Raw genomic sequence first — 22,280 nt, 5'->3', positions numbered from 1 at the left:
ATAACAATATTAATTAATTAGAAAATCATTAGGAATTATCAATTAATTAATTCATTATTAATTACGATTATTACGATTATTATTAAAATTAAAGATATAAGGTGAAAGGAAATAAATCATTATTAACTAAAATAAACTAATTACCATTAAATAAATTCTGAATAAATTTTTACTTGAAATAAATAATGTATATCACTTACAATATAAAAAAACAATTATTCATTGACTTATTTGAATTAGCTTATAAAACTACTTTTGCCAAAGAAATTAAAATCAAGGATTTTAATCAAAATTATTTAAATATAAAATCAAAAAGCGATTTAAATTAAAATAGGTTTGAATTTTAATTAGATCAATCACTCAATTTATTACTTTCGATCAAAATGAGATGACAAACTAATAAGAAATTATTAAAGAGATATTTAAATAATCGTCTTTAACTTTTAATCAAATAGCTATCTTTTTTTATATGGTTTCTTAGAAAATTCAATATTTATTTGCCTATGGCAAATTTTAGAAATTCTAAATGGTATCTGCTTTTATCAATTAATTAATTAAAATTAATTAAATAATTAATCAATTTATTACAAATTACAGTATAATTTAAAAATTATAATCAATTAAATTAAAATTTTATTAATTAAAATTAATTATAATTAAGCTAGTAGTGATGATTGTTATTATGCTAAATCTTAATTAGAATAATTAATTTTAAATCATATAAAATAAATGGGTTTAAATTAATAATTTATTAAAGCTGTTTAGGCTATTAAGCTATTATCTAAGATATCATTTAAGCTGTTTATTTATGCTATTAAGCTATTATCTAAGATATTTATTAAGCCATTATTTAAGCTATTATCTGAGATATTATTTAAGCCATTTATTTAAACTAATTTAATTAAACAATATTAAAAAACAATAATATGTTTAAAATAAACTAAATGAGGTATTATTAATTATAAATGTTTAAAACTAAGAATAAATCAATTAATTTCATAGGTTTTAAATTATCATGAAGATATTAGTTATGATAACAATTCTACGAATGACTAGCCTTAAATTATCCTATTACTAAAGCTCAAGGAGGCTTAATATGGGAAAAGGTGTAGAATTAACTACAACTAAATATCTTATTCACGCTCAAATCAATGCAAATGGAATCGTAGAAAAACCTGATGTAGTAGGTGCGGTTTTCGGACAGACTGAAGGTCTTTTAAGTAACGATTTAGATTTAAAAGAGCTCCAAAGAACTGGAAGAATTGGAAGAATCCAAGTGATCATCCATTCCAATAGTGGACGTGCAAAAGGTGAAATAGTTATTCCATCTAGTTTAGATAGAATTGAAACTGCCATCTTAGCAGCATCCCTTGAAACCATTAATCGTGTAGGTCCTTGTGAAGCTACTATTGAAGTTCTTAGAGTTGAAGATGTAAGAGCTGTGAAAAGACAACAAGTTATCAATCGTGCAAAAGAAATTTATATGGGCATGATGGAAACTGTCTCTCCTGAAAGCATGAAAATGATTGAAGAAATCAGAGAATCAATGAGGGTTCATGAAATTTCTGAATTTGGAGAAGAAAGACTTCCTGCAGGTCCAAATGTACATACTTCCGATGCAATCATTGTTGTAGAAGGAAGAAATGATGTTTTAAATTTATTAAAATACGGAATTAAAAACACTGTCGCAGTAGAAGGGGTAAACATTCCTCCTAGCGTTGCAGACTTAACCAAAAAAAGAACTGTAACTGCATTTGTTGATGGTGATCGTGGCGGAGAATTAATCTTAAAAGAACTCTTGCAAGTTGGAGATGTTGACTACATTACAAGAGCTCCAAGAGGCAAAGAAGTTGAAGATCTTGAAAAAGAAGAAGTTTTAGTTGCTTTAAGAGATAAAGCTCCTACTGAACAAGTTATCAACAACCTTGATTTCAATTTAGATACCCAAGCAAAAGTACCTAAAAACAAAATCAACAGAGCTAACAAAACCAATGACAGAAGAGCAAAAAACTTAAACAAAACTGAAAAGTTCCACGGAAACAAAAACGGCAGAAACGATCGCAAAGACAAATTCGAAAGAAAAGACAGAAAAAACGGCAGAAACGATCGTAGAGGAGAAGACAGAAATTCCAGAGGCCATAGAGACAGACAAAACGACAGAATTCAAGATAGTAGAATTAAATTATTAAAGAACATGCTTAAAGATTTAGAAGGAACTGGAAACAGTGAAATCTACGATGATTCTTTAAACCTATTAAAAGAAACTAACGTTGAAACCCTTTACGAAGATTTAAAACAAGACAATCCAGATGCAGACACCATAATTTTCGATGGTGTAATCAGCCAAAGATTAGTTGACATTGCATACACTAAAGGAATCAAAACATTAGTTGCTTTTAAATCAAGCAGAGTAATTAAAAGACCTGACAAGCTCAGATTAGTTACTTTAAGTTAAATTCGCTATTTGAATAAATAAATTCCAAAAATAGAAATAATTAATTTATTTCTATTACTTTTCTTTTTTTCTTTTCTAATTTTACTAATAATTAAAAATAAACTATTTTTTACTTTTTAAGGAAAATATGATTCTTAATTTTCTATTTTAACCAATATAATATTCAAAAAACTAAAAATAATCCCAATTTAATCCCAAATTTTCTAATTCAACCAACAAAATATTCAAAAAACCAAAAATAATCCCAATTTAATCCCAAATTTTCTAATTCAACCAACAAAATATTCAAAAAACCAAAAACAATCCTAATTTTTCTATTTTAACCCACATATTAATCAAAAAAAACATATATTCACCAGCATTTCTTCTTAATACAAACCAACAATTATCCAAAAAACCCAAAAAAAACACTTAATTTTACCGCTATTTTTACATTATTATAAATCCTCAATTTCTAAAAATAAACTCAAAAATAGATTTATTTTCCTAATAAAGTATTATTTAATATGCATTTAATAAATAACTTAATTTTTCTTGTTAAATCATGATTTTAAATGCAAGTAGGCACTTACATGCGAAAAAGCATTTATATAGGAAATTTCAAAACTTATATTATATCTTACAAGATAAAAAAAAAAAAAAAAAAAAAATATAGGGAAAAAATGAATATCAAAAAATTTATAGCTGTTTTATTTGTTTTAGTATTTTTTTTTCGTTGGCAGCAGTTTCTGCTACTGACATACATGAAAGTACTGTCACTGAATCACCAGCACTGAGCAGTGATTCTTTAGATGTAGACAATGCTTATTCTAAAGGAGATGCTGAAAAAATCAATCTCAAAGAGAATTCCGCTTCTTTTTCAGAATCAAATCATAATGAGGAAATAACTGCAAAAGTTATGAATCAAAAAGTTGACGAACCTGCAATTGGATCATTTTCTGAATTCCAACAAGACATATATGATGCTGTACCTGGATCCACCTTGAACTTAAAAAAAGATTATCACTTTCAAGACTGTGATAAGGAATTAAATGATAAGGAAGGAATCATCATCAATAAAAATCTTGTAATCAATGGCCATGGACATGCATTTAATGGAGAAACATTCACTCGTATATTCCAATCTAAAACAGGAAACATCACATTAATAGACATTTATTTTATAGGCGGTCAATTATATCAAGCTGGAAAATTTGATAATGATGAAGATGATGGAGCAATCAAGATTAAAGGAGATGCCCAATACACTATCATTAACTGCACTTTCGATAGAAATGCTATACATGGAAGAGGGGGAGCGATTTTTAATGATGGGGGCAAGATGGTAGTTAAAAGAACCATATTTAAAAATAATTCTCAAGAAGCCAAAAGTGTTTTCACCCTTACCCAACATGGTGGAGCTATATACTCTTCTAAACATTTATATGTAGAAGATTGTGTATTTATTGAAAATAAAGCAGGAGACAATGGTGGAGCAATTTATGCAGAAGATGGATTGGAACTAATTGGTAAAAACATTTTTGAAGGAAATTGGGTATATTATAAAGGTGGTGCAATATACACAAATAAGTTCACTAAAAATGTTTCAAATGGAATATTCATAAACAATATAGCTGGAAAAGACTGTGCGGGTTCTGATGATGCTAGAGCAATATACATCAATAATGCAAACGATGTGACCTTTTCATATTGCCTATTTTGGAATAACAAGTGTACAGATGAAGGAGGAGCAATATACCTATATTCTACAGGTTCAACATTATCCTTAATCAACAACATATTCATCGCAAACCATGCCGATGATGAAGGAAAATCCGTATTCAACAAAGGAAAATATGGAACAGTGAAAAATAATTGGTGGGGTGAAGACTTAATCATCTTTGACAACATATTAACAGAATGGCATAGCGGAAAGTCAAACGAAAACCATTACGACGAAGATCCATTGAAATTAAGGTTAACCCTTGGAGCTACCGAAATAGGAATTGACTCCCCTGTCATAATCGAAGCAAAATTCATCAATTCACACAATGAACTTTTCAATGGCAAACTTCTATTGGAAAGAGTATTTGAATTGGCAAGTGACAAAAAAGGCAAGTTTGACCAATATGCCGTAAGTGACTCTTCAATTCAATGCACCTATACAGCAAGTGAATTAGGACAGCACAAAATATATCCTAAAAACCTATAAAATGATGCAAGCAAAGCATTATTCGGATACATTACTGTCAGTTCAGCATTACCTGATTATAACGCTCAAGTGATTGAAAACACTGACTTGTCATTCAGAGACTTGCAAGAAATGATTGATCAAGCAAATCCTGGAACCACAATCCACTTAAATAGAAATTACATATATCATCGTGGAGACAATACATTAAATAATAAAGAAGGCATCAAGATCAATAAGGACATTACAATTGATGGCCATGGACATTCAATTCATGCACAATGGGCATCAGGAATATTCCAATCCACAGAAGGTGCAATAAAAATAATGAATACAATTTTCAAATACGGAAACCAAAGGAATGCAGATGATGGAGGAGCACTTCGCATACTGGAAAATGCCCAATATACAATCATTAACTGTACCTTTGATAGTAATCTTGCAAATCAAGATGGAGGAGCAATCTTCAACACAGGCGGAAACCTTTACATAAGTGACTCAACCTTCATAAACAACCGTGGACATGGAGCAAACAAATTAAATGACTGTGATGGAGGAGCAATACACACAACAAAAGCATTGCCCATAGTACATTGTATCTTCAAAAACAACTATGCAGCAGACAACGGAGGAGCAATTTACGCAACTGGAGGAATAACAATAAGAGGCAATCCAACAATCTTCGAAGCCAACACTGCATACAATGGAAAAGGAGGAGCAATATTCACAAACATGTTTGATGCTGATGTAAACAATGCAACTTTCAATGGAAACAGAGCGGGAGATGGAGCAACCATTAGTGATGACGGAGGAGCAATATATATCAAAAACAAAAACAATGTCACCTTCAAATTCTGTATCCTTGTAAACAACCACTGTACAGACGAAGGAGGTGTAATATATATGAATGATAGAAAATCACATATAAATTTATTAAACAACATCTTCATAGGAAACAGTGCAGATGATGAAGGACAAGCTGTATACACCTGTGGTGTAATCGACACAGTGAAAAACAATATCTGGGGAGAAAACATCCCAAGCAAAGATAATGATCAATTGATTGAATGGATGCCTGCATTAGTGCCTAACTGGCATGAAATAGATAAAGATCCTTTAAGAATGACCCTACTGGTAAGCAATGACAACAGTCTGACAAATGAAAAAATCACAGCCTTAGTGCTTTTCCTCAGAAGAAATGGAGCAATCTATGATGGACCAACCCCTGCATTAGACTTAATTAAATTGAATTTTAATACAGCTGTAAATCCAATAAGAAACTACTTCGTTCCAAATGTTGCTTGCTCTGAATTCAGTGCACAAAATGAAAAAAAAACTGATAGTGTCTGCAGACCTTTGTGGATATTCCATTTCACAGGAAATCAATATTTTTAAAATAAGCATTGTTGCACCTGAAATAACAAGTTTCACAAATGTTCCACAAACATTAAAAATACATCTTGAAGGAGACAAAAATACACAGCAAACCAAAAGGTAAAGGTATCATTCTTCAAGGATTACTATGTAACCACCGATGCAAACGGAGATGCATCAATAATCCTAAACCAAGAGAACCTTGGCGCTGGAAAATACACAATCGACATTTCTGCAATAGGATGCAATGCCCAAACTGCAATGAACATTAAAAACAGTATCAGTTCTAAAGATGTAGTTCAAGTACGTGGAGACCTTGTAAAATTCGATGCACAATTCACTGACAAAGACGGAAACTACCTGAAAAACGGAACCAAAGTTCAATTCACAATAGACGGCAACAACATATATGAATCATACATTGATGACGATAACGGTCATGCAAATATAGAATTCACATCATTAAGCCGTGGAGAACACAAAATAATTGTGAAAAACCTTGAAACCAACGAAACACAAACATTCAGAGCAGTAATTCTTGCAGGATGCTAAAAAATCTAAGAGAAAAACATATTAAAACAAAATCATTTAAAAAAAAAAAAAAAAAAAAAAAAAAAAAAAAAAAAAAAAAAAAAAAAAAAAAAGTGGTGAAAAAACCACCTTTAAACCCTATTTTTAAAAAATAAGAGACTGTAAAATTTTATAGGCTTAATTTAATTTTATTAGATTTATTTATAAGTAAAAATCAATATTATGATTTAAAGCCTAAACTTTTTTACAAACTCGAAAATTCGAATATTTTATTATTTTTTTATAATAATTTAATAATCTTTATATAAAACTAAAAATATATATTAGGTATAACGAAGTTTATTATTATCAAATATAATTCTGTATTTTTATTTAGATTAAATCAATCATTATTAGGAATTATAATTAATTATTTTAAATTTTAGACATTATGAGAAATTATTAAACTTGAAAAACTATCCTCAAATAGATTAAATGGGTTTGGGAAAATCTAGAAGGAATTTATATGAATCTTTTTACAGAGCAATTGACATTATCAAATGAACCGGTTCCATTAGCTCCAATAAAGTTGCCAGTCTACGATGAAAATGGAGAAAAAAAGCATTTGACTGAAGTTTTTGATTTTGAAAACATGCTCGAAGAATATATGATCGAACTTGAAATTAGAAACTATTCAGAAAACACAATAAAAACATACAGTTCCATTATCCGCAATCTGATAGAATATATGAAAAACGAGGAAAACCTATATGATGGAAGAAGATTTTTAGCTAGTTTTAGAAAGTATATTCGTGATTTAAAAAGAGATAAGGACGTTACTCAAAATTACATTTACCTTACAACTGTTGTTTCTAAGAAATTTCTTGAATTCAACGACATACATTTTTTAGAAGACATCCAAAATCCTAAGCGAACAAAATCATTGCCTAAATCATTAAATGAAAAGGAAGTCCATGACCTGCTGGAAGCAGTTACAGTCAATATAACAGACACTCCTTTCAAGCAAAAATCAAAAAGAAGGGACAAAGTCATATTGACACTTCTCTATTCTACTGGGCTTCGTATTTCAGAGCTTGTAAAACTATTGAAAAAGGATATCGATTTTGATGAAAGAACCATAAGAGTCAGAGGAAAAGGGGATAAGGATAGGATTGTTCTTTTTGATGAGCATACCAAAGAGCTTTTGCTGGATTATCTTGAATACAACGATCATGAGAGCGAATATCTTTTCATCAATAAAAACGGAAAGAATTTGACTCCAAGATATGTCCAAATGATGATAAAGAAATATGCAAAAGCTGCGGGAATCAAGAAGAAAGTGACTCCACACGTTTTAAGACACTCTTTTGCAACCCACTTATTAAAGAATGGTGTAGACATTAGAGTGATTCAACAGCTCTTAGGACATTCAAGCCTTTCCACAACTCAAATCTATACAAGTGTAGATATGGATACAATCAAAACAGTTTACGACCAAGCAAGAGAACAGGAAAACTCACTAGACACTTCAAAATAAAACTTAATACATTATACAAATCAACTATGAAGGATTAAATATTAAATATTAAATATTAAGGATTAAGTATAATGATTAAGGAAAGAATAAGGAATGAAAATTATGGAAAATTTACTTATTATGGGAATTGACACAAGACCAATGGTCAATTCTGCATTAAAATTAAATTACAAAACATTTTCCATTAGCTATTTTAAAACTGTGGATTTTCAACTACCTTACAAAGAGAAACATGTTTTAGATCAGGAAAGTGTCATATCCTGTGGAAGATTTGAAGAAAACTATTCTCAAGAAAAACTTTTTTTACTATTTGATGAACTATTATGTGAAAATGAAAATTCATCTGATGAAAAGGATATTGATAAGATTGTGCTCACCACTGGATTGAATGCAAGTGACTTCAGTGGAAAATTCAAAAAGTATCAAAAAATTGTTCGTGGTAATAAGAACACTGAGAATGTTGAAAACAAACTTAAGTTTTACAATAAGCTGAAGAACAAATTCAACGTTCCACTTACATTTCAACCAAGTGATATGCATGAACTTAATGAAATTTTACAACAATACCCTAACAACCAATTTATTTTAAAACCCCTTCAAGGAAGTGGAGGTTTAGGAATTTTCTTGCTAAATAATGAAAGTTGTAACAACAATAATGACACCAATTCAATTTTGCAGAATATTCCATATGAAAACTACATACTTCAGGAATATGTTGAAGGAAATAGTGTTTCATCATCAGTCTTATCAAGTCATGACACTCAAAAGAATTTAATCAATACAAGACTTATCACTGAACATGACTTAGGGAAAAATTCATTTGAATATTCTGGAAACATTTTGCCATTGGATGAAAATAGCATAAAAATGTTTAATAGGAATCAAACTAATTTTGAAAAAAATAATTTTAATATTAACGAATTAAATAAGGAAATGAAAAATACATCTGAAGACTTGATAAGGGAATTTGGTCTTCTTGGATCAAATGGTATTGATTATATTTTAGATAATGATGGTGATTTGAAAATAATTGAAATCAACCCAAGACTTCAGGGAACCTATGAACTTGTGGAAAATGCATGTGGAATAAATATGTTAGATGCCCATATCAAGGCATGTGAAGGGGAAATTATAGATATTCCCGATGCAAATCAATATTCCATTAAGAAAATCATTTATGCTAGAAAACAGCTAAACATTGGCAATTTAAATATTCCAAATGTTTACGACATTCCTTATGAAGGAGTGAAAATAGAAAAAGACCAGCCTTTGGTTACCATAATAAGTTCAGATAGGAATTTGGACACTGCCATGAAAAATTTAAAAATTGCAGAGAATCAGGTTTATGAAAATATTGATTAAATAGTTAAAAAACATCTTTATAACAAAAGAGATTTCATAAACCCCATAAATTTTAATTTTTCCAAATTTTTAAATATACACCTTAATTTTTAAATATACACCTTAATTTTTAAATATACACCTTAATTTTTAAATATCTCAATAATTTTTAAATATACACCTTAATTTTTAATCATTTTTCCTAAATTTTAATTATTTTACTCTATTTTTATTAATACACTATATTCAATTAATAATTAACTAAATAAACAATTTTTAAAAAAAAATAAAATATTATATATAATATATTATACAAAGTATAATCATTTGAATATTTACTTGGGGGATTCATATTAGATCAAAGATTATTTTTATCACAATAATCTTGCTTTTTTTAATCAGTCTGACCCATGTAAGCGCAGCAGACAATCAAATGGAAGATTTTGTGACTATGGAAAGCGATAGTGTTTCAGATGAAACATTATCCGTGGAAAATGAGGAAATTGGCAATTCGTTGGAAAGCAATGATGTTTCAGATGAAACATCATCCGTAGAAAATGAGGAAAATGCATTAGGCAATGGAATTGCTGATGAAGAAAATACTATACGTGCAACATCAGAGAATGGAAACTTTGGAGACTTGTATAACGATATTGAAACATCCACAGACATATTGATATTTAATAGAAACTATACAAGAAACGGCAATGAAAATCCTCAGGGAATTGCCATAAATAAAAACAATTTTGTTATAGATGGTCAAGGCTATACCATTGACGGAAGAGGCAATGGTAGAATATTCCAGATCGGTGGAAACAACATAACACTGAAAAACATTAATTTTATTAATGGGAAATATTCCACAGTTGGAGGAGCAATATACTCTGTAACCACCCTCTATAAGTAAATTGTACATTTAAAAACAATATAGTTGATGGAAGCGCATCTTCAACAGATTATGAAGGAGGTGCAATATACTCAAATGAAGACTTATACATTGAAAAATCTACCTTTGAAAACAATTATGCAGATGATTGGGGAGGAGCAATATACACAAGAGGCAATCTTTACATCAACACCAACAGCCCATCAAGCTATGATGTTTCATATTTCATTAACAATGAAGCGAATGACCATGACGGTGGAGCAATCTACTGTGAAAAAGATGCAGTAATCAATAATGCTGAATTTAGTGACAATCTCGCCTGTGGAAAAGGTGGAGCAGTATACACAACAGGAACACTGAACGTCACAAACAGCATATTTAAAAACAATAGGGTAGATGGATCATCAGACATTCCTGATTACAACGGAGGAGCAATATACTGCAACAACTATTTATACATTGACAACACCGACTTTGAAAACAATTATGCAGATGACTGGGGAGGAGCAATATACGCCAACAGCAATGTTTACATTACAAATAGATATGGCCCTTCCATCTTCACAAACAACAAAGCTGATGACCATAACGGTGGAGCAATCTACAGTGTAGGAGACATAGATGTTCAAGGAGCTACTTTTATAGGCAATCATGCCTGCATAAGAGGTGGAGCAATATGCAGTCCAAAATCAGTGAAAGTCAATAACACAATATTCAGCCTCAATAAAGTATCTAGCTCTAATTTGAATAGAATAGGTGGTGCCATTTATTCCGCCGACAATGTATACGTATTTAATTCCACTTTTGAGGAAAACCATGCTGACAAATCTGCTGGTGCAATATACTGTGAGAAGAGCCTTTATATAAATGTCCCCCAATCAGAAAATGGACAAGCTTATAAAACTGTCTTTACCAATAATAAAGCAGCCAGTTATGGTGGAGCAATATATGTAAAGGGAGACACAAAAATATCCGATTGTATTTTTGATGGACAAAAGTTATCAAACTCCGATGGTGGAGCAATATATGTTGAATTTGGTTCAATTGAAATAAAAAAAGTCAATATTTAAAAATAACTACAATCATGCAGAAACTTCTATAGATGGTAGAGGTACAGTTTTCTCTAATGGCGATGTATACATTGACAATTGTACTTTTGAAAATAATACCGCAAGCCAACTTGGTGGAGCAATATATTGTAATAGCAATGTTTATATAAACACACGTGAAGCAAATACCTTATTGAGTTATAAAACTTTTTTCAACAATAATTCCGTAACTTGTTGGGACCTGAATTGGGGAGGTGATGGAGGTGCAATATATGCTAAAGGAAATGTGGTAGCCCATTATTGTGATTTTAATGGAAATTCTGCCACTAGAAATGCTAATGACATATATTGTTCAAATCTTTACATTTCTGATTACTGCAAATATACTGACAGCAATATGAGATATAATTCAAAATATACACTTGAGGATATAATTGATGATTTGAACATAAATAATTTGAAAAGTGTCTGCCCAGATATTGAAACATATATGGAATCAACACCACTGACATTTGAGGAATGCAAAAACATTTACAATACATACATGACTTCAAATAATTCCAAAATAACTTTTGAAGATGTTATGAATGAATATATGAATTCATTTACCAGATTGGCAAATGAAATTGGTGCCAACAGCACATTCAAATTGGAAAAAGATTATGCATTCAACCCAAAATTTGACGAAGTAATCCCACTTTTCCAACAATATAACCAAGGAATACGATTGCTCTATATTGAAATTGATGGAAATGGACATACAATCGACGGTTCAGGCAAAGCAAGAATATTTGAAGCATTTGACAATGTAACAATAAAGAACTTAAACATTAAAAATGGGTCATATGATATGGGCGGAGCAATATACTTCCAAAATGGAGGTACAGTAATAAACTCCACATTCACCGAAAACTACGCATCAGTAGAAGGTGGAGCAATATACTTCCAATATGGAGGTACAGTAATAAACTCCACATTCACCGAAAACTACGCATCAGTAGAAGGTGGATCAATCAAATATGAAGGAGGCGAAGGAAAAATAATCGGAAGTTATTTCTTTAAAAACCATGCTGAAAGGTCTGGAGCAATCTACACTGATGAAAAATTAACCATCAACAAGACAGATTTTAGTATGAACTCAGCAACCAGAAATGGAGGTGTAATCGGAAATAACGGAATCCTAAACATCAGCAACTCAAACTTTTACAACAATAGGGAAACTGAAGGATTAAACAACATCGCAATGCTTGAAGATTCCGAAATCATCATACTAGACAATGTTTATCCAGAGATCGAGAAATAAAGCAATATAAACAGGAATTTCATAGCATCATACTAGACAATGTTTATCCAGAGAACCTTGGCCCATTCAAAAAAGCAACATTAAACGTTGAAGTGGAAAACATTTACAAAGATGAACCTGTTAAAATCAACATAACCATTAATGAGCGTGCCCCAATAAATGAAGGAAACGTCTCCATTTATATAAATGGAAAACTATACAGCGAAAACGTAACAAATGGAAAAGCCACAATTACAATACCAGATTTGAATATGGGAACCTATAAAGGAAGAGTGACCTATGATGGAGGAATGATGTAGGGCAGAATCTCACAAAACGTTACATTCACAGTATATGAACTTCCGATTACCATGGAATTACTGGAAATAAACAACATAACATGCCCAGATACCATGAAAATCAAACTGAGCTTAACTGGAATGGACAGTCCAATAAACCATGGAACCGTTTCAATCACACTCAATGACACCCCTTACACTGCAAATGTCTCTGGTGGAATTGCAACAATAGAAATCCCAGACCTAGATCCTGGAATATATGAAGGAACAGTCACCTATGAAGGAGGAAAAGGATATGACAGCCCAAGCATAGATGTCAAATTCAAGGTAATGGGCCTTACAGACATTCAGATAATAGAAGTGACTAATGCCACATATCCTGAAGATATCAATATAACTGTCGCAGTCACTTCCAACGGAAAGCCAGTGAATAATGGTATAATCATCATAAGAAGAGAAAATAGAACCAGTACTGGAGCGGTGCAAGATGGAATAGGAATTATACAGATCCCAGAATTGGACGTTGGACTTTATGAAGAAACCATAATCTATACTGAAGGAAACATATATCACAACTCAAGCATAGATGTTGCATTCAAAGTAACAGGCATTATAGACCTTGAAATTATAGAGTGGGGAGATGCCGATTATCCAGACACTTCCAAAATAAAAGTCAAAGTAAACTGCAATGATGGAAAAACCCTCAATACAGGTAATATTTCAATAGAAATAAACGGAAAAAAATACATAGCCAATGTCACAAATGGAATTGCAACAATAGAAATTCCAGACTTAAGTGCAGGAACATATGAAGGAACCATCAGATATGATGGAGGAAGCAAATACAGCAATCCATCAAAAGACATTACATTCTATGTGAAACCGATGAAGTTAAACTTGACATAATCCAATTAAATGATATAAATCAACATGAAATGCTGAAGATTAAAGTCAATGTAAGCGGCAATGATATGCCAATAAACACTGGAAAAATCTCTATCAGAGTCAACGAAAGAACTCGTACAGCAAAAGTGGAAAATGGAACTGCAACAATAGAAATAAGTGGATCAACCCTTTATATGGGCATATACACTAGCGAAATTAAATTCGATGCAGGAGAAAACTACACTCACCAAAGCCAAGAAGTGACCTTCCAAGTCTTTGGAGTGGGAAATATTACAGTCAAACATACGGATGCAGGAGATACTGCAGACATTCAAACTGCAATTAACACTGCAAACCCTGGCGATGTAGTGCAATTAGGAAATTATAGCTACCATGATGTGGCTAATGTGAACATTACAAAAAATCTGACAATTGACGGTGACAATAAAGCCAGCATCAGCTCTTCAGGTAAGCTCTCCACTATATTTAATATTCCAGCAATTTCCAAAGGAGGTCCTGAAAATGTGACAATCAAAGGAGTGGACTTCAAATTAGCTAATGGGGACATTGTTGTAAAAGCAACTGCTGATAATGACACTAACCCATTATCCATCATAACTCCAAATATCAGCATCACTGGCAACACCTTTGAGCTTGTCAATGAAACAACTGTTCCAGAATTCATTACAATTTTAGAGCTTGACTCAGAAAGAGGCATATTATCCCCTACTGGAGAAATAAGCATTAGCGGCAATACAATCACTGCAGGCATAGATCCATTTGAATTTGAAGTTACAAACATTGAAACTAGTGGAGACATCAATATTGGCCCACAAAACCTCAGTGATGAAAGAAAAGCCACAGTAATTGTTTATGAAAACATGAACACTACAGCTGTCTCTCCAGCTGACGGAGGAAAAACCGGCGAATACTTCACATGGAGATTAACAGATGCCGACGGAAATCCAATAGCAAACACCCCTATGGAAATCGGTTTCAACGGTGTTGTATACACTTATGAAAAAGACGGAATCATAACCGATGAAGACGGATACGCTAAATTGCAAATCAACCTTGGATATAAAGGAGTATACACCTTTGCAATATGCTTCCTCGGTGACTATGAATACAACGCTTCATTCGTAGTAGCAAAAATCACCGTAGACACTCAAAAACCTACATTAACTGTTCCTAACAAATCTTACGCAGCAAGCGCAAAAACCAAGACATTAACTGCAACATTCAAATCCGAAAAAGGAAACCCAATTGCAGACAAATGGATCACATTCACTGTAAATGGAAAAACATACAAAGGAAAAACAGATGCAAATGGTCTTGCTAAGGTAAACGTAAGCTTAAACACCAAAGGAACCTATAGCATTGTTGCAAAATTCGCTGGAGACAGTACATACACAGCAATAAGCAAAACAGCAAAATTAACCATAAATTAAATAGGATAATTTTTATTATCCTTTTTTATTTTTTTTTAATTTAATTAATATTTCAAAAGAGTCTATTTTTTTATTATTTCTTAAAATCAGAACATTATATTTTATTTTAAAAAAAAAGAGTTATTTTTTTAATTCCTTAAAAACACAACCCAATATTCTATTTTCAAAAAAAAGAGTATTTTTTATTTTTAGAAAAAGTTTATTTTATTATTAAATATTTAATTTATCTTATAGAGGATATAAGTGTACGAATTCATTTTTCATAAATTCTATTGCACTATTAAATAAATATAAATTATGAACAATATTATTGCAACTTTCATGCGAACTTTTAATTTTATTAATCGTTAATTCAATCTAGTGCAAGTAATTTGGAACATGAAAAAATAAGATAAAATAAGTAAAAAGATTAGTTAAAAAATACCAACCCATGAAAATATTTCAATCAAACTTTTGCAAGCCGAAGGGGAGTAAAAGTTTGTTAGAAATGAAGAATTCCCACTAAACTTAAAATAAGAATTATAGTACCTATAACAATCAAGAAAGTGGTCATTACCATAGCAGCTGTAATGAACATGAACAGTTTAGCTTTATTATCAGGGTCTTTAACCCATTGACTATATGGATCCCTTTGCATACAAATCACCTTTATTCACTTAATAACCTTTTTAACATCCTATTATGAGCATTTATTTCAATGGAATCATTTAACTCTTCAATTTCATCAATGGAATACTTTCTGTTCAATGCATTGAAAATCATATAATCTGCAATATGAGGATTCTTTGGCAAGAATGGGCCATGAAGATAACTGCCTATGAAGTTCTTATAAACCATTCCCTCTTTCTTATCCTCGCCATTGTTTCCAAAACCAACCTTAACATATCCTAAAGGGTCATGATTATGATATGTTCTTCCACCATGATTTTCAAAACCAACCATATCTTCCAACTTAAAGCTAAAATCCTTATTGATTACATTATTTGAATCATTAATAGCATTGGAAATGACTATATCTCCAATAAGCCTATCAGCTGCACTTTTGGTTTCAATGTCAAAGACTTCCAGGCAAGGTATGTCATTGCCATCCACATCCACATAAACATTACCAAACATCTGATAGCTTCCGCAGATAGCAATCAATACACCACCAGTTTCTACAAACTCAACCAATTCCTTTCTTTGCTCTAAAAGGTGATGGGATACAATGGATTGATTGTTGTCTGAACCGCCTCCAATAAGGATTATGTCAATGTCTTCCCAATTGAAGTCATCATCCTTGTCAATGGTGCATTCCTGAATATTTAAACCGATATTTCTCCATCTAATTCTTTGATTGATGCATGTGAAGTTTCCAATATCTCCATATGTGTTTAGAATATCAGAATACATATTCATTACTGTTAATTCCATATTTTCCATAATAATTACCTTTTAGAATAAAATTTAATTAAGATTACAAATAATAAATTTTCATTTTTGAGAAATATAATAATAATTACAAATAATAATTTTTCATATTTGATAAAATCATATATTAATTACATAATAATTAATCATTTTCATAAAATTTAATAACTAATACAATAAAATTTAGAATCCTTCTGCTTCCCTTTTCAATAGAATCTTACGAGCTTCAGGCATTGCTGTAAATGTTCCAATTACAAATGACTTAATGTCCTCATTTAGAATTGTATCGACTGCCTCATTAATATCAAACTGGTCTTTAGCTGGATAGACCTTAAGAATGCCTTCATCTACTCCAGCATACTTCAATCTTAAAGCAAGATCCTCTGCTCTTGTCCCTACACAGTAAAATGTCTTGAGATTTGGAATATTATTGATTTCCTCAAAGTTTGCATCCCAAATCCAGGAAACATCCTTTCCATCTGGAGCATAGTCATTTAAAATGAACATTACTGACTTTTCATTATCATCATAGGTTATTGTATTGAAGACCTCAGACAATCCAACAGGGTTTTTGGAAAGAACCAAAACCAAATCCTTATTGGAATAGTGGAATGTTTCCATTCTTCCCAATCTGTACTCAAAATTGTCTATTCTCTCACGAATAAGTTCATATGGAAGACCTATCTCTTTAGCTAAGCTGATAACTCCCAAGGAATTATATAAATTGTACAAACCCATTAAATTGAGAACATAATCTTCACTTGACTCTTTGCTTTTGACTGTGAATTCATAGGATCCATTGATAAGGTCTGCAGATTCAAGAAAATAGTCAGCATCGTGGTTTGTGGTTCCACACTTTTCACAATGGTATCTTCCCACATTTCCATAGTAAATGTAATCGTAGCTTAATCTGTTTCCACATTTAGGGCAGAATATAGACTCTGCAACATTAATGTCATGCTTTGCGAATCTGGTTTGATTGAAACCATAATAGACCTTCCTGTTAGGCAAGTCATCAAAACGCAATAGAGATGGCTCATCTGAATTGATAATCAGAACAGTTTCTGGAGAAATGGCATCATGAACCATTTTAATGGTCATCTCAACTTCACCGTATCTATCCAACTGGTCTCTAAAGAAATTTGTTATGATGAAGTAATCCGGCTTTAGATACTCAGATACGACTGGAACAGAGCCTTCATCAACTTCAAAGATACCTACATCATAATGGTCCTTATAATCAGTGATAAATGGAGTCAAAACCCCTTGAATCATATTGGAACCGTTTAGATTAGACAAAACATCCCCAAATCCACCTTTAAGCACATGGGTTGAAAGGTTATTGGTTGTGGTTTTTCCATTTGTTCCGGTGATGAATACAACCTTATCACATTTGCCGGCTACCTCACCAAGCAGATTAGGATTAAACTTTAATGCTACTTTACCTGGAAGGGCAGTGCCTTTTTTTCCAAACTTTTGAGCAACCAAAAAGGATAATTTCCCCATAAAGATAGATAATTTTGAAGTTAAAATTAAAATTCCTCCGTTTTAAAAAAATTATATGTAAGTTATTTATATATTGATAAATCTGTATTAAATTATATATAAATTATTATATGAATTTAGTGAAAATGCATTTAAAATAAGATTTAAAAAGTTTCTTGAAATTAATATTTAAAGAAATAAAAACTCTAATGTTTACATTCAAAAAAATTAATTTAATCAATGAAAAAAATAAATGGTATTTTCAATAATAAAAAAAGAATAAAATGTATTTTAAATAATAAAAAAAAGAATAAAATGTATTTTAAATAATAAAAAAAGAATAAATGGTATTTTTAATAATAAGAATAAGAAAACGGAGAAAAATAATAAATGAAATTCATTATTAAAGTTCTCCCCTTTAGATTATAAATTCTTAACGGCATAAGTTGTAGAACAGTTGCCGGCTACGAAGAAATCACATTCCTTGGTACTTGCCTTGGCAGTATAATTTCCAGGGCGATCTCCTCCATCATAATACCCTTCTCCATGACCATTGACAACTTCAATCTTATTAGTCCAAACACGGTTATTCAGTGTTATGGTTGCATTTCCACTGAAATTTTTATCCGCATCAACTACAACATGCAATCTCTCAAACATGCCCTGACTGTCATCAACATGCATGCTTAGATTAGGATACCCCTTCACATTGAAATCTATTGAATTATTATCTTTATTGAAAATAGTATCACCATCAAAAGAAGCGCTAACCACATATTTACCTGGAGATAAATCATGACAATCTATATTTGCATAGCCAACACCATTAACAAGCTGCACGGTTTGCGTATTATCATTAGAGTGCATGTCGCATTACCATTTACAGCCTTATTAGCATTAATTTCGACAGAAAGATTATCCCCTTGAAGAATATAGTCTTTCGCTTTAACAGTCAAATTAGAATCAAGCTTTCTTACTTTAAAAGTTACATTTGTCAATTGTCTATTGTGGTTATGATCACCTTGATAGTCAAAAGTGACAATATAATTTCTAGGAGTTAAATTCTCATCTAATTCAAAAGAAATAGGTCCTTGAGGATTTTTAGGAATATGGAATTTATACCCATTTTCGAAATAAGGTGAAGTGATATAAAAAACTGAACCTCCTAAAGAGTTATCACAATTAAGATTTAAAACTGGTTTTTTGCCATAGTCAATATCCTCAATTGAACACTCAACAGCAGCATCACGCTTATGAATAGTGAAAACATCCGTCACTTCAACATTGTCATAATAAGTAGAATATTCAAAACTGTAGCTAACCGTATAATTACCGGCAGGCAAATCATCATCAAGCTTAACGACATTACACCCTTTCACTAAATGATCAATAGGAATGCCATAAAAAATGCCATTTTCCTCGGAACGAATAAAAACATCTTGATCATAAGCAATTCCAAAATATTTATCCTCAAAGTAGATTTTTACAATTGGACTTTCACCATAAACACAATCCTCAACTTCCATAGATAATTTAGGATCATGACCTTGAAGTTTTAGGGAATTGGAATCATTAACAGACACTCTTTGAATTTCAACATCATTATCTATTGCTTTTATATCATCAGTACCATTATCGCTTTTGATATCTCTATCATCATCAATAACAGTATCATTTAAATCCTTTAAATCAGTGCCATTATTATTAATTTGACTACTATTATCTCCTTGGCCTAAATCAATAGCACCTAAAGGAGAAAGACAAAACAATAAAATTAAAAAAATACTTAAATACTTTAAAAATGAATTATTCATTCATAACCTCCCTTATTAAACAATTAGATATATTTAAAAAAAATATATAAATAAATTTCTGAAAGCAAGTACATGCTTGCATTAAATTTAAAATAAATGTTAAATAGAGAGTTTTTATTAAAATAGAATAAAAAATCGAACATTTTGAGAAATAATAAATAAAAATAAAAAACGATTGAAATATGAATTATAGAATAAATCCATTTAAACAAACATGACCTTTTCAAGAGATAAAAATATGAAAGTAAGAATCAATTAATAAAAATAGAAATATATAACATTGTTATAATACTGGTCTAAAAAAATTGATAGTCCCGAGCGGAGTCGAACCGCTGTCTCCGGGTCCAAAGCCTAGAAGGATTACCACTACCCCACGGGACTATACAACATACTATAATATGTATTACATCATATATAAACTTAACTAAAAATATTAGTTAAAAAAGTCAATGAATAAACTATTTAAATATTATATTATATAAGTAAATATATGGATTTAGCAACAACTATTATGAGTTTGCCTACAAATATCATTATAGGGAATTTTATTTCCTTGATAGCAGGAATTTTTATAATTGCAAGCTTAATTATAAATGATGATAAAAAGGCATATACATTCCAATTACTTAATACACTAACATTGGTTATCGCATCATTTTTCTTTAATTCAATAGTTGGTGCAGTTATTATGGCAATAGCCTCAGTAAGGATATATATGGTTATAAAAGACCGTTTCACAATCAGGTGGACAATATTTTTCCTTATCCTATCTGTAGTTATTGGTTTATGGGTAAACACACTGGGACTAGTTGGTTTAATTCCAATCGTTGCAGTTATTCAAATAACAATCTGTAATTATGCATATAAGGACATCAGATGGATCAAACTCAGTTTCATCGTAAATGAATCATTTTACATATTTTACTTCTTCCTAATATATGATTACGTATCAACCTTAATCCAGATTCTTACTGTGGTCATAGGATGCGTATCATATGTCAAATTAGTTTCAGACAGAAATGCTGCAGAGAAAAAGACCAATCAAAATCCTACTTAAGGATTTTTACTTTTTTTATTTTTACCTTACTTTAATACAATTAATAAAAGCAATCTGTTTTATTTTTACCATTTTTACTTTAATAACCCCTAATAAAAGCAAATCTTTTTTTATTTTAAATTAACTTTTATATAAAAGACTGTTTTTTTAAAAATATCCAAAAGTTTAAATCAGCAAAAAAATTAAAAAAATATCAGTTAAAAATAATTAAAAAAAATATCAGTTAAAAATAATTAAAAAAAATAGATAAAAAAAGTTAATAACAATTTATTATTTTGGAGGAAAGAAATTGTTATAAAAACTTTTTAAAAAGTTTATACGAACTAATATGTTTGGAGGAAAGAAGAATGGTTAAAAAAAACTTTTTAAAAAGTTCTTAAAAAAAATTTGGTATAATCAAAAAAATATTTTCGATAAAAATCAAGTTAAAAAATTATTTTATAAATGGAATACGCATTTTTTCACCTCATTTCATTCAATTTGATATTTCCTATACTATCATATATACAAGCCCATATATAAAGGTTTTCGAGTGCAAGTGCTTACTTACATCTTAAAATCAAAAACAAAGAACAAATAAAGATTTAAATAAAAAATAAGAGAAAAATAACTTTCAATAATAAAATAAAAGAATAATCGACTAAAAAAAACTTGAAAAAATATCAGCTAAAAACAATAAAAAGATCATGCGAAAAAAAGTTAGAAAAAACCAGATATAAAAAAATATTAAGAAAAAATTCAATAAGACAATAATTTAAAGAAAAAAAGAAAAAAGAAAAAAAATTGAAAACTTTACAAAAGTTTCAAAAAATGTATTTAAATAACTCTAATAAACATATTTTCACCCCTTATATTCAATTTGATATGTTTTATATAAAAATCAAGTTAAAAAAATTATTTTATAAATGGAATACGCATTTTTTCACCTCATTTCATTCAATTTGATATTTCCTATACTATTATATATACAAGCCCATATATAAAGGTTTTCGAGTGCAAGTGCTTACTTGCATCTTAAAATCAAAAACAAAGAATAGATAAAGAGTTAAATAAAAAAATAATGTAAAATAATCTTTATAAAGAAAATAAATGAAAATAAGACAAAATAAAAAGTTGAAAATATTGGTTAAAAATAATTAAAAGATCATAGAAAAAAATTAAAAAATACTAATAAAAATAGAGAGTGTGTCACGATTAGGACCATCACCCACATTTTTCTTAACTTATTTTCCTTTAAATTTATATACAATGAAGTACAATCTATTATTATAGAAA

At 30.3% G+C, this 22,280-nt stretch carries 19 protein-coding genes, 1 tRNA gene and 1 pseudogene; 15 read left to right on the top strand and 6 right to left on the bottom strand.

What is annotated here, in order from left to right; all coding sequences use genetic code 11:
• The first annotated feature begins 1,096 nt into the window (after positions 1-1,096).
• From dnaG to QZV12_RS01970, 14 genes and pseudogenes are all read left to right on the top strand, one after another.
• A complete protein-coding gene (gene dnaG, locus QZV12_RS02045; protein ID WP_295616431.1) occupies positions 1,097-2,455 on the top strand; it encodes a DNA primase DnaG in 1,359 nt (452 codons plus the stop codon).
• Positions 2,456-3,170: 715 nt separating this feature from the next.
• Positions 3,171-4,646: a hypothetical protein gene (locus QZV12_RS02040; RefSeq protein ID WP_295616427.1), complete on the top strand. Its 1,476-nt coding sequence runs from the start codon at positions 3,171-3,173 to the stop codon at positions 4,644-4,646.
• A gap of 69 nt (positions 4,647-4,715) precedes the next feature.
• Complete coding sequence (locus QZV12_RS02035) at positions 4,716-6,020, top strand: hypothetical protein (RefSeq protein WP_295616424.1); 1,305 nt, start codon at positions 4,716-4,718, stop codon at positions 6,018-6,020.
• Positions 5,968-6,123 (top strand): hypothetical protein, encoded by a 156-nt coding sequence (locus QZV12_RS02030; protein WP_295616421.1) that lies wholly within the window; start codon positions 5,968-5,970, stop codon positions 6,121-6,123. Before QZV12_RS02035 ends, QZV12_RS02030 begins: the two co-directional genes overlap by 53 nt.
• 137 nt (positions 6,124-6,260) lie before the next feature.
• Positions 6,261-6,551 carry an Ig-like domain-containing protein gene (locus tag QZV12_RS02025; protein ID WP_295616418.1) on the top strand — a complete coding sequence of 97 codons (291 nt, stop codon included), beginning with the start codon at positions 6,261-6,263 and terminating at the stop codon, positions 6,549-6,551.
• Positions 6,552-7,035: 484 nt separating this feature from the next.
• Positions 7,036-8,046, top strand: coding sequence for a site-specific tyrosine recombinase/integron integrase (xerA, locus tag QZV12_RS02020; RefSeq protein WP_295616416.1), 1,011 nt, complete (start codon positions 7,036-7,038; stop codon positions 8,044-8,046).
• A 102-nt stretch (positions 8,047-8,148) separates the two neighbouring features.
• Positions 8,149-9,408, top strand: coding sequence for an ATP-grasp domain-containing protein (locus tag QZV12_RS02015; protein WP_295616413.1), 1,260 nt, complete (start codon positions 8,149-8,151; stop codon positions 9,406-9,408).
• 412 nt (positions 9,409-9,820) lie between these two features.
• Positions 9,821-10,294 carry a hypothetical protein gene (locus tag QZV12_RS02010; protein ID WP_295616408.1) on the top strand — a complete coding sequence of 158 codons (474 nt, stop codon included), beginning with the start codon at positions 9,821-9,823 and terminating at the stop codon, positions 10,292-10,294.
• A 20-nt stretch (positions 10,295-10,314) separates the two neighbouring features.
• Positions 10,315-10,935 (top strand): annotated as a pseudogene (locus QZV12_RS13620) (hypothetical protein); the annotation flags it as partial.
• A gap of 30 nt (positions 10,936-10,965) precedes the next feature.
• A complete protein-coding gene (locus QZV12_RS01990; RefSeq protein ID WP_295616396.1) occupies positions 10,966-11,343 on the top strand; it encodes a hypothetical protein in 378 nt (125 codons plus the stop codon).
• 70 nt (positions 11,344-11,413) lie between these two features.
• Positions 11,414-12,625, top strand: a complete 1,212-nt coding sequence (locus tag QZV12_RS01985; RefSeq protein ID WP_366925522.1) for a hypothetical protein — start codon at positions 11,414-11,416, stop codon at positions 12,623-12,625.
• A 92-nt stretch (positions 12,626-12,717) separates the two neighbouring features.
• Positions 12,718-12,924 (top strand): Ig-like domain-containing protein, encoded by a 207-nt coding sequence (locus QZV12_RS01980; RefSeq protein WP_295616389.1) that lies wholly within the window; start codon positions 12,718-12,720, stop codon positions 12,922-12,924.
• Between the two features lie 93 nt (positions 12,925-13,017).
• A complete protein-coding gene (locus QZV12_RS01975; RefSeq protein ID WP_295616386.1) occupies positions 13,018-13,809 on the top strand; it encodes an Ig-like domain-containing protein in 792 nt (263 codons plus the stop codon).
• A 29-nt stretch (positions 13,810-13,838) separates the two neighbouring features.
• Positions 13,839-15,239 (top strand): Ig-like domain repeat protein, encoded by a 1,401-nt coding sequence (locus QZV12_RS01970; RefSeq protein WP_295616383.1) that lies wholly within the window; start codon positions 13,839-13,841, stop codon positions 15,237-15,239.
• Positions 15,240-15,720: 481 nt separating this feature from the next.
• Here the strand turns inward: QZV12_RS01970 and QZV12_RS01965 are convergent, their stop codons facing one another.
• The 6 genes from QZV12_RS01965 to QZV12_RS01940 form a co-directional block, all read right to left on the bottom strand.
• Positions 15,721-15,876 (bottom strand): hypothetical protein, encoded by a 156-nt coding sequence (locus QZV12_RS01965; RefSeq protein WP_295616380.1) that lies wholly within the window; start codon positions 15,874-15,876, stop codon positions 15,721-15,723.
• 11 nt (positions 15,877-15,887) lie between these two features.
• Positions 15,888-16,661 carry a type 1 glutamine amidotransferase gene (locus QZV12_RS01960; protein WP_295616377.1) on the bottom strand — a complete coding sequence of 258 codons (774 nt, stop codon included), beginning with the start codon at positions 16,659-16,661 and terminating at the stop codon, positions 15,888-15,890.
• A 171-nt stretch (positions 16,662-16,832) separates the two neighbouring features.
• On the bottom strand, positions 16,833-18,155 hold the full coding sequence (locus QZV12_RS01955) for a Mur ligase family protein (RefSeq protein ID WP_295616373.1): 1,323 nt from the start codon (positions 18,153-18,155) through the stop codon (positions 16,833-16,835).
• Between the two features lie 402 nt (positions 18,156-18,557).
• Positions 18,558-18,974: a hypothetical protein gene (locus QZV12_RS01950; protein WP_295616370.1), complete on the bottom strand. Its 417-nt coding sequence runs from the start codon at positions 18,972-18,974 to the stop codon at positions 18,558-18,560.
• Positions 18,938-19,948, bottom strand: coding sequence for a hypothetical protein (locus QZV12_RS01945; RefSeq protein ID WP_295616367.1), 1,011 nt, complete (start codon positions 19,946-19,948; stop codon positions 18,938-18,940). The genes QZV12_RS01950 and QZV12_RS01945 overlap by 37 nt, the downstream gene beginning before the upstream one ends.
• A gap of 309 nt (positions 19,949-20,257) precedes the next feature.
• Positions 20,258-20,329: transfer RNA gene (locus QZV12_RS01940), tRNA-Gln, on the bottom strand.
• A gap of 109 nt (positions 20,330-20,438) precedes the next feature.
• Here QZV12_RS01940 and QZV12_RS01935 point away from each other — a divergent pair.
• The gene (locus QZV12_RS01935; protein WP_295616364.1) at positions 20,439-21,005 is read left to right on the top strand and encodes a YgjV family protein; all 567 of its coding nucleotides are present in this window, start codon (positions 20,439-20,441) and stop codon (positions 21,003-21,005) included.
• The last annotated feature ends 1,275 nt before the right edge of the window (positions 21,006-22,280 follow it).

The organism is uncultured Methanobrevibacter sp. (assembly GCF_902769175.1).
In the GTDB taxonomy this organism is placed as follows: Archaea; Methanobacteriota; Methanobacteria; order Methanobacteriales; family Methanobacteriaceae; genus Methanobrevibacter.
This window is presented reverse-complemented; position numbering and strand designations above follow the sequence as displayed.

What these genes read in the sequence shown, in the direction of transcription:
- QZV12_RS01970 (WP_295616383.1), top strand. Translation starts at nt 13,839, where the DNA reads ATGCTGAAGATTAAAGTCAATGTAAGCGGCAATGATATGCCAATAAAC.
- QZV12_RS01945 (WP_295616367.1), bottom strand. Translation starts at nt 19,948, where the DNA reads ATGAATAATTCATTTTTAAAGTATTTAAGTATTTTTTTAATTTTATTG.
- dnaG (WP_295616431.1), top strand. Translation starts at nt 1,097, where the DNA reads ATGGGAAAAGGTGTAGAATTAACTACAACTAAATATCTTATTCACGCT.
- QZV12_RS02010 (WP_295616408.1), top strand. Translation starts at nt 9,821, where the DNA reads ATGGAAGATTTTGTGACTATGGAAAGCGATAGTGTTTCAGATGAAACA.
- QZV12_RS01960 (WP_295616377.1), bottom strand. Translation starts at nt 16,661, where the DNA reads ATGGAAAATATGGAATTAACAGTAATGAATATGTATTCTGATATTCTA.
- QZV12_RS01975 (WP_295616386.1), top strand. Translation starts at nt 13,018, where the DNA reads ATGAAAATCAAACTGAGCTTAACTGGAATGGACAGTCCAATAAACCAT.
- QZV12_RS02015 (WP_295616413.1), top strand. Translation starts at nt 8,149, where the DNA reads ATGGAAAATTTACTTATTATGGGAATTGACACAAGACCAATGGTCAAT.
- xerA (WP_295616416.1), top strand. Translation starts at nt 7,036, where the DNA reads ATGAATCTTTTTACAGAGCAATTGACATTATCAAATGAACCGGTTCCA.
- QZV12_RS01965 (WP_295616380.1), bottom strand. Translation starts at nt 15,876, where the DNA reads ATGCAAAGGGATCCATATAGTCAATGGGTTAAAGACCCTGATAATAAA.
- QZV12_RS02025 (WP_295616418.1), top strand. Translation starts at nt 6,261, where the DNA reads ATGAACATTAAAAACAGTATCAGTTCTAAAGATGTAGTTCAAGTACGT.
- QZV12_RS01955 (WP_295616373.1), bottom strand. Translation starts at nt 18,155, where the DNA reads ATGGGGAAATTATCCTTTTTGGTTGCTCAAAAGTTTGGAAAAAAAGGC.
- QZV12_RS01935 (WP_295616364.1), top strand. Translation starts at nt 20,439, where the DNA reads ATGGATTTAGCAACAACTATTATGAGTTTGCCTACAAATATCATTATA.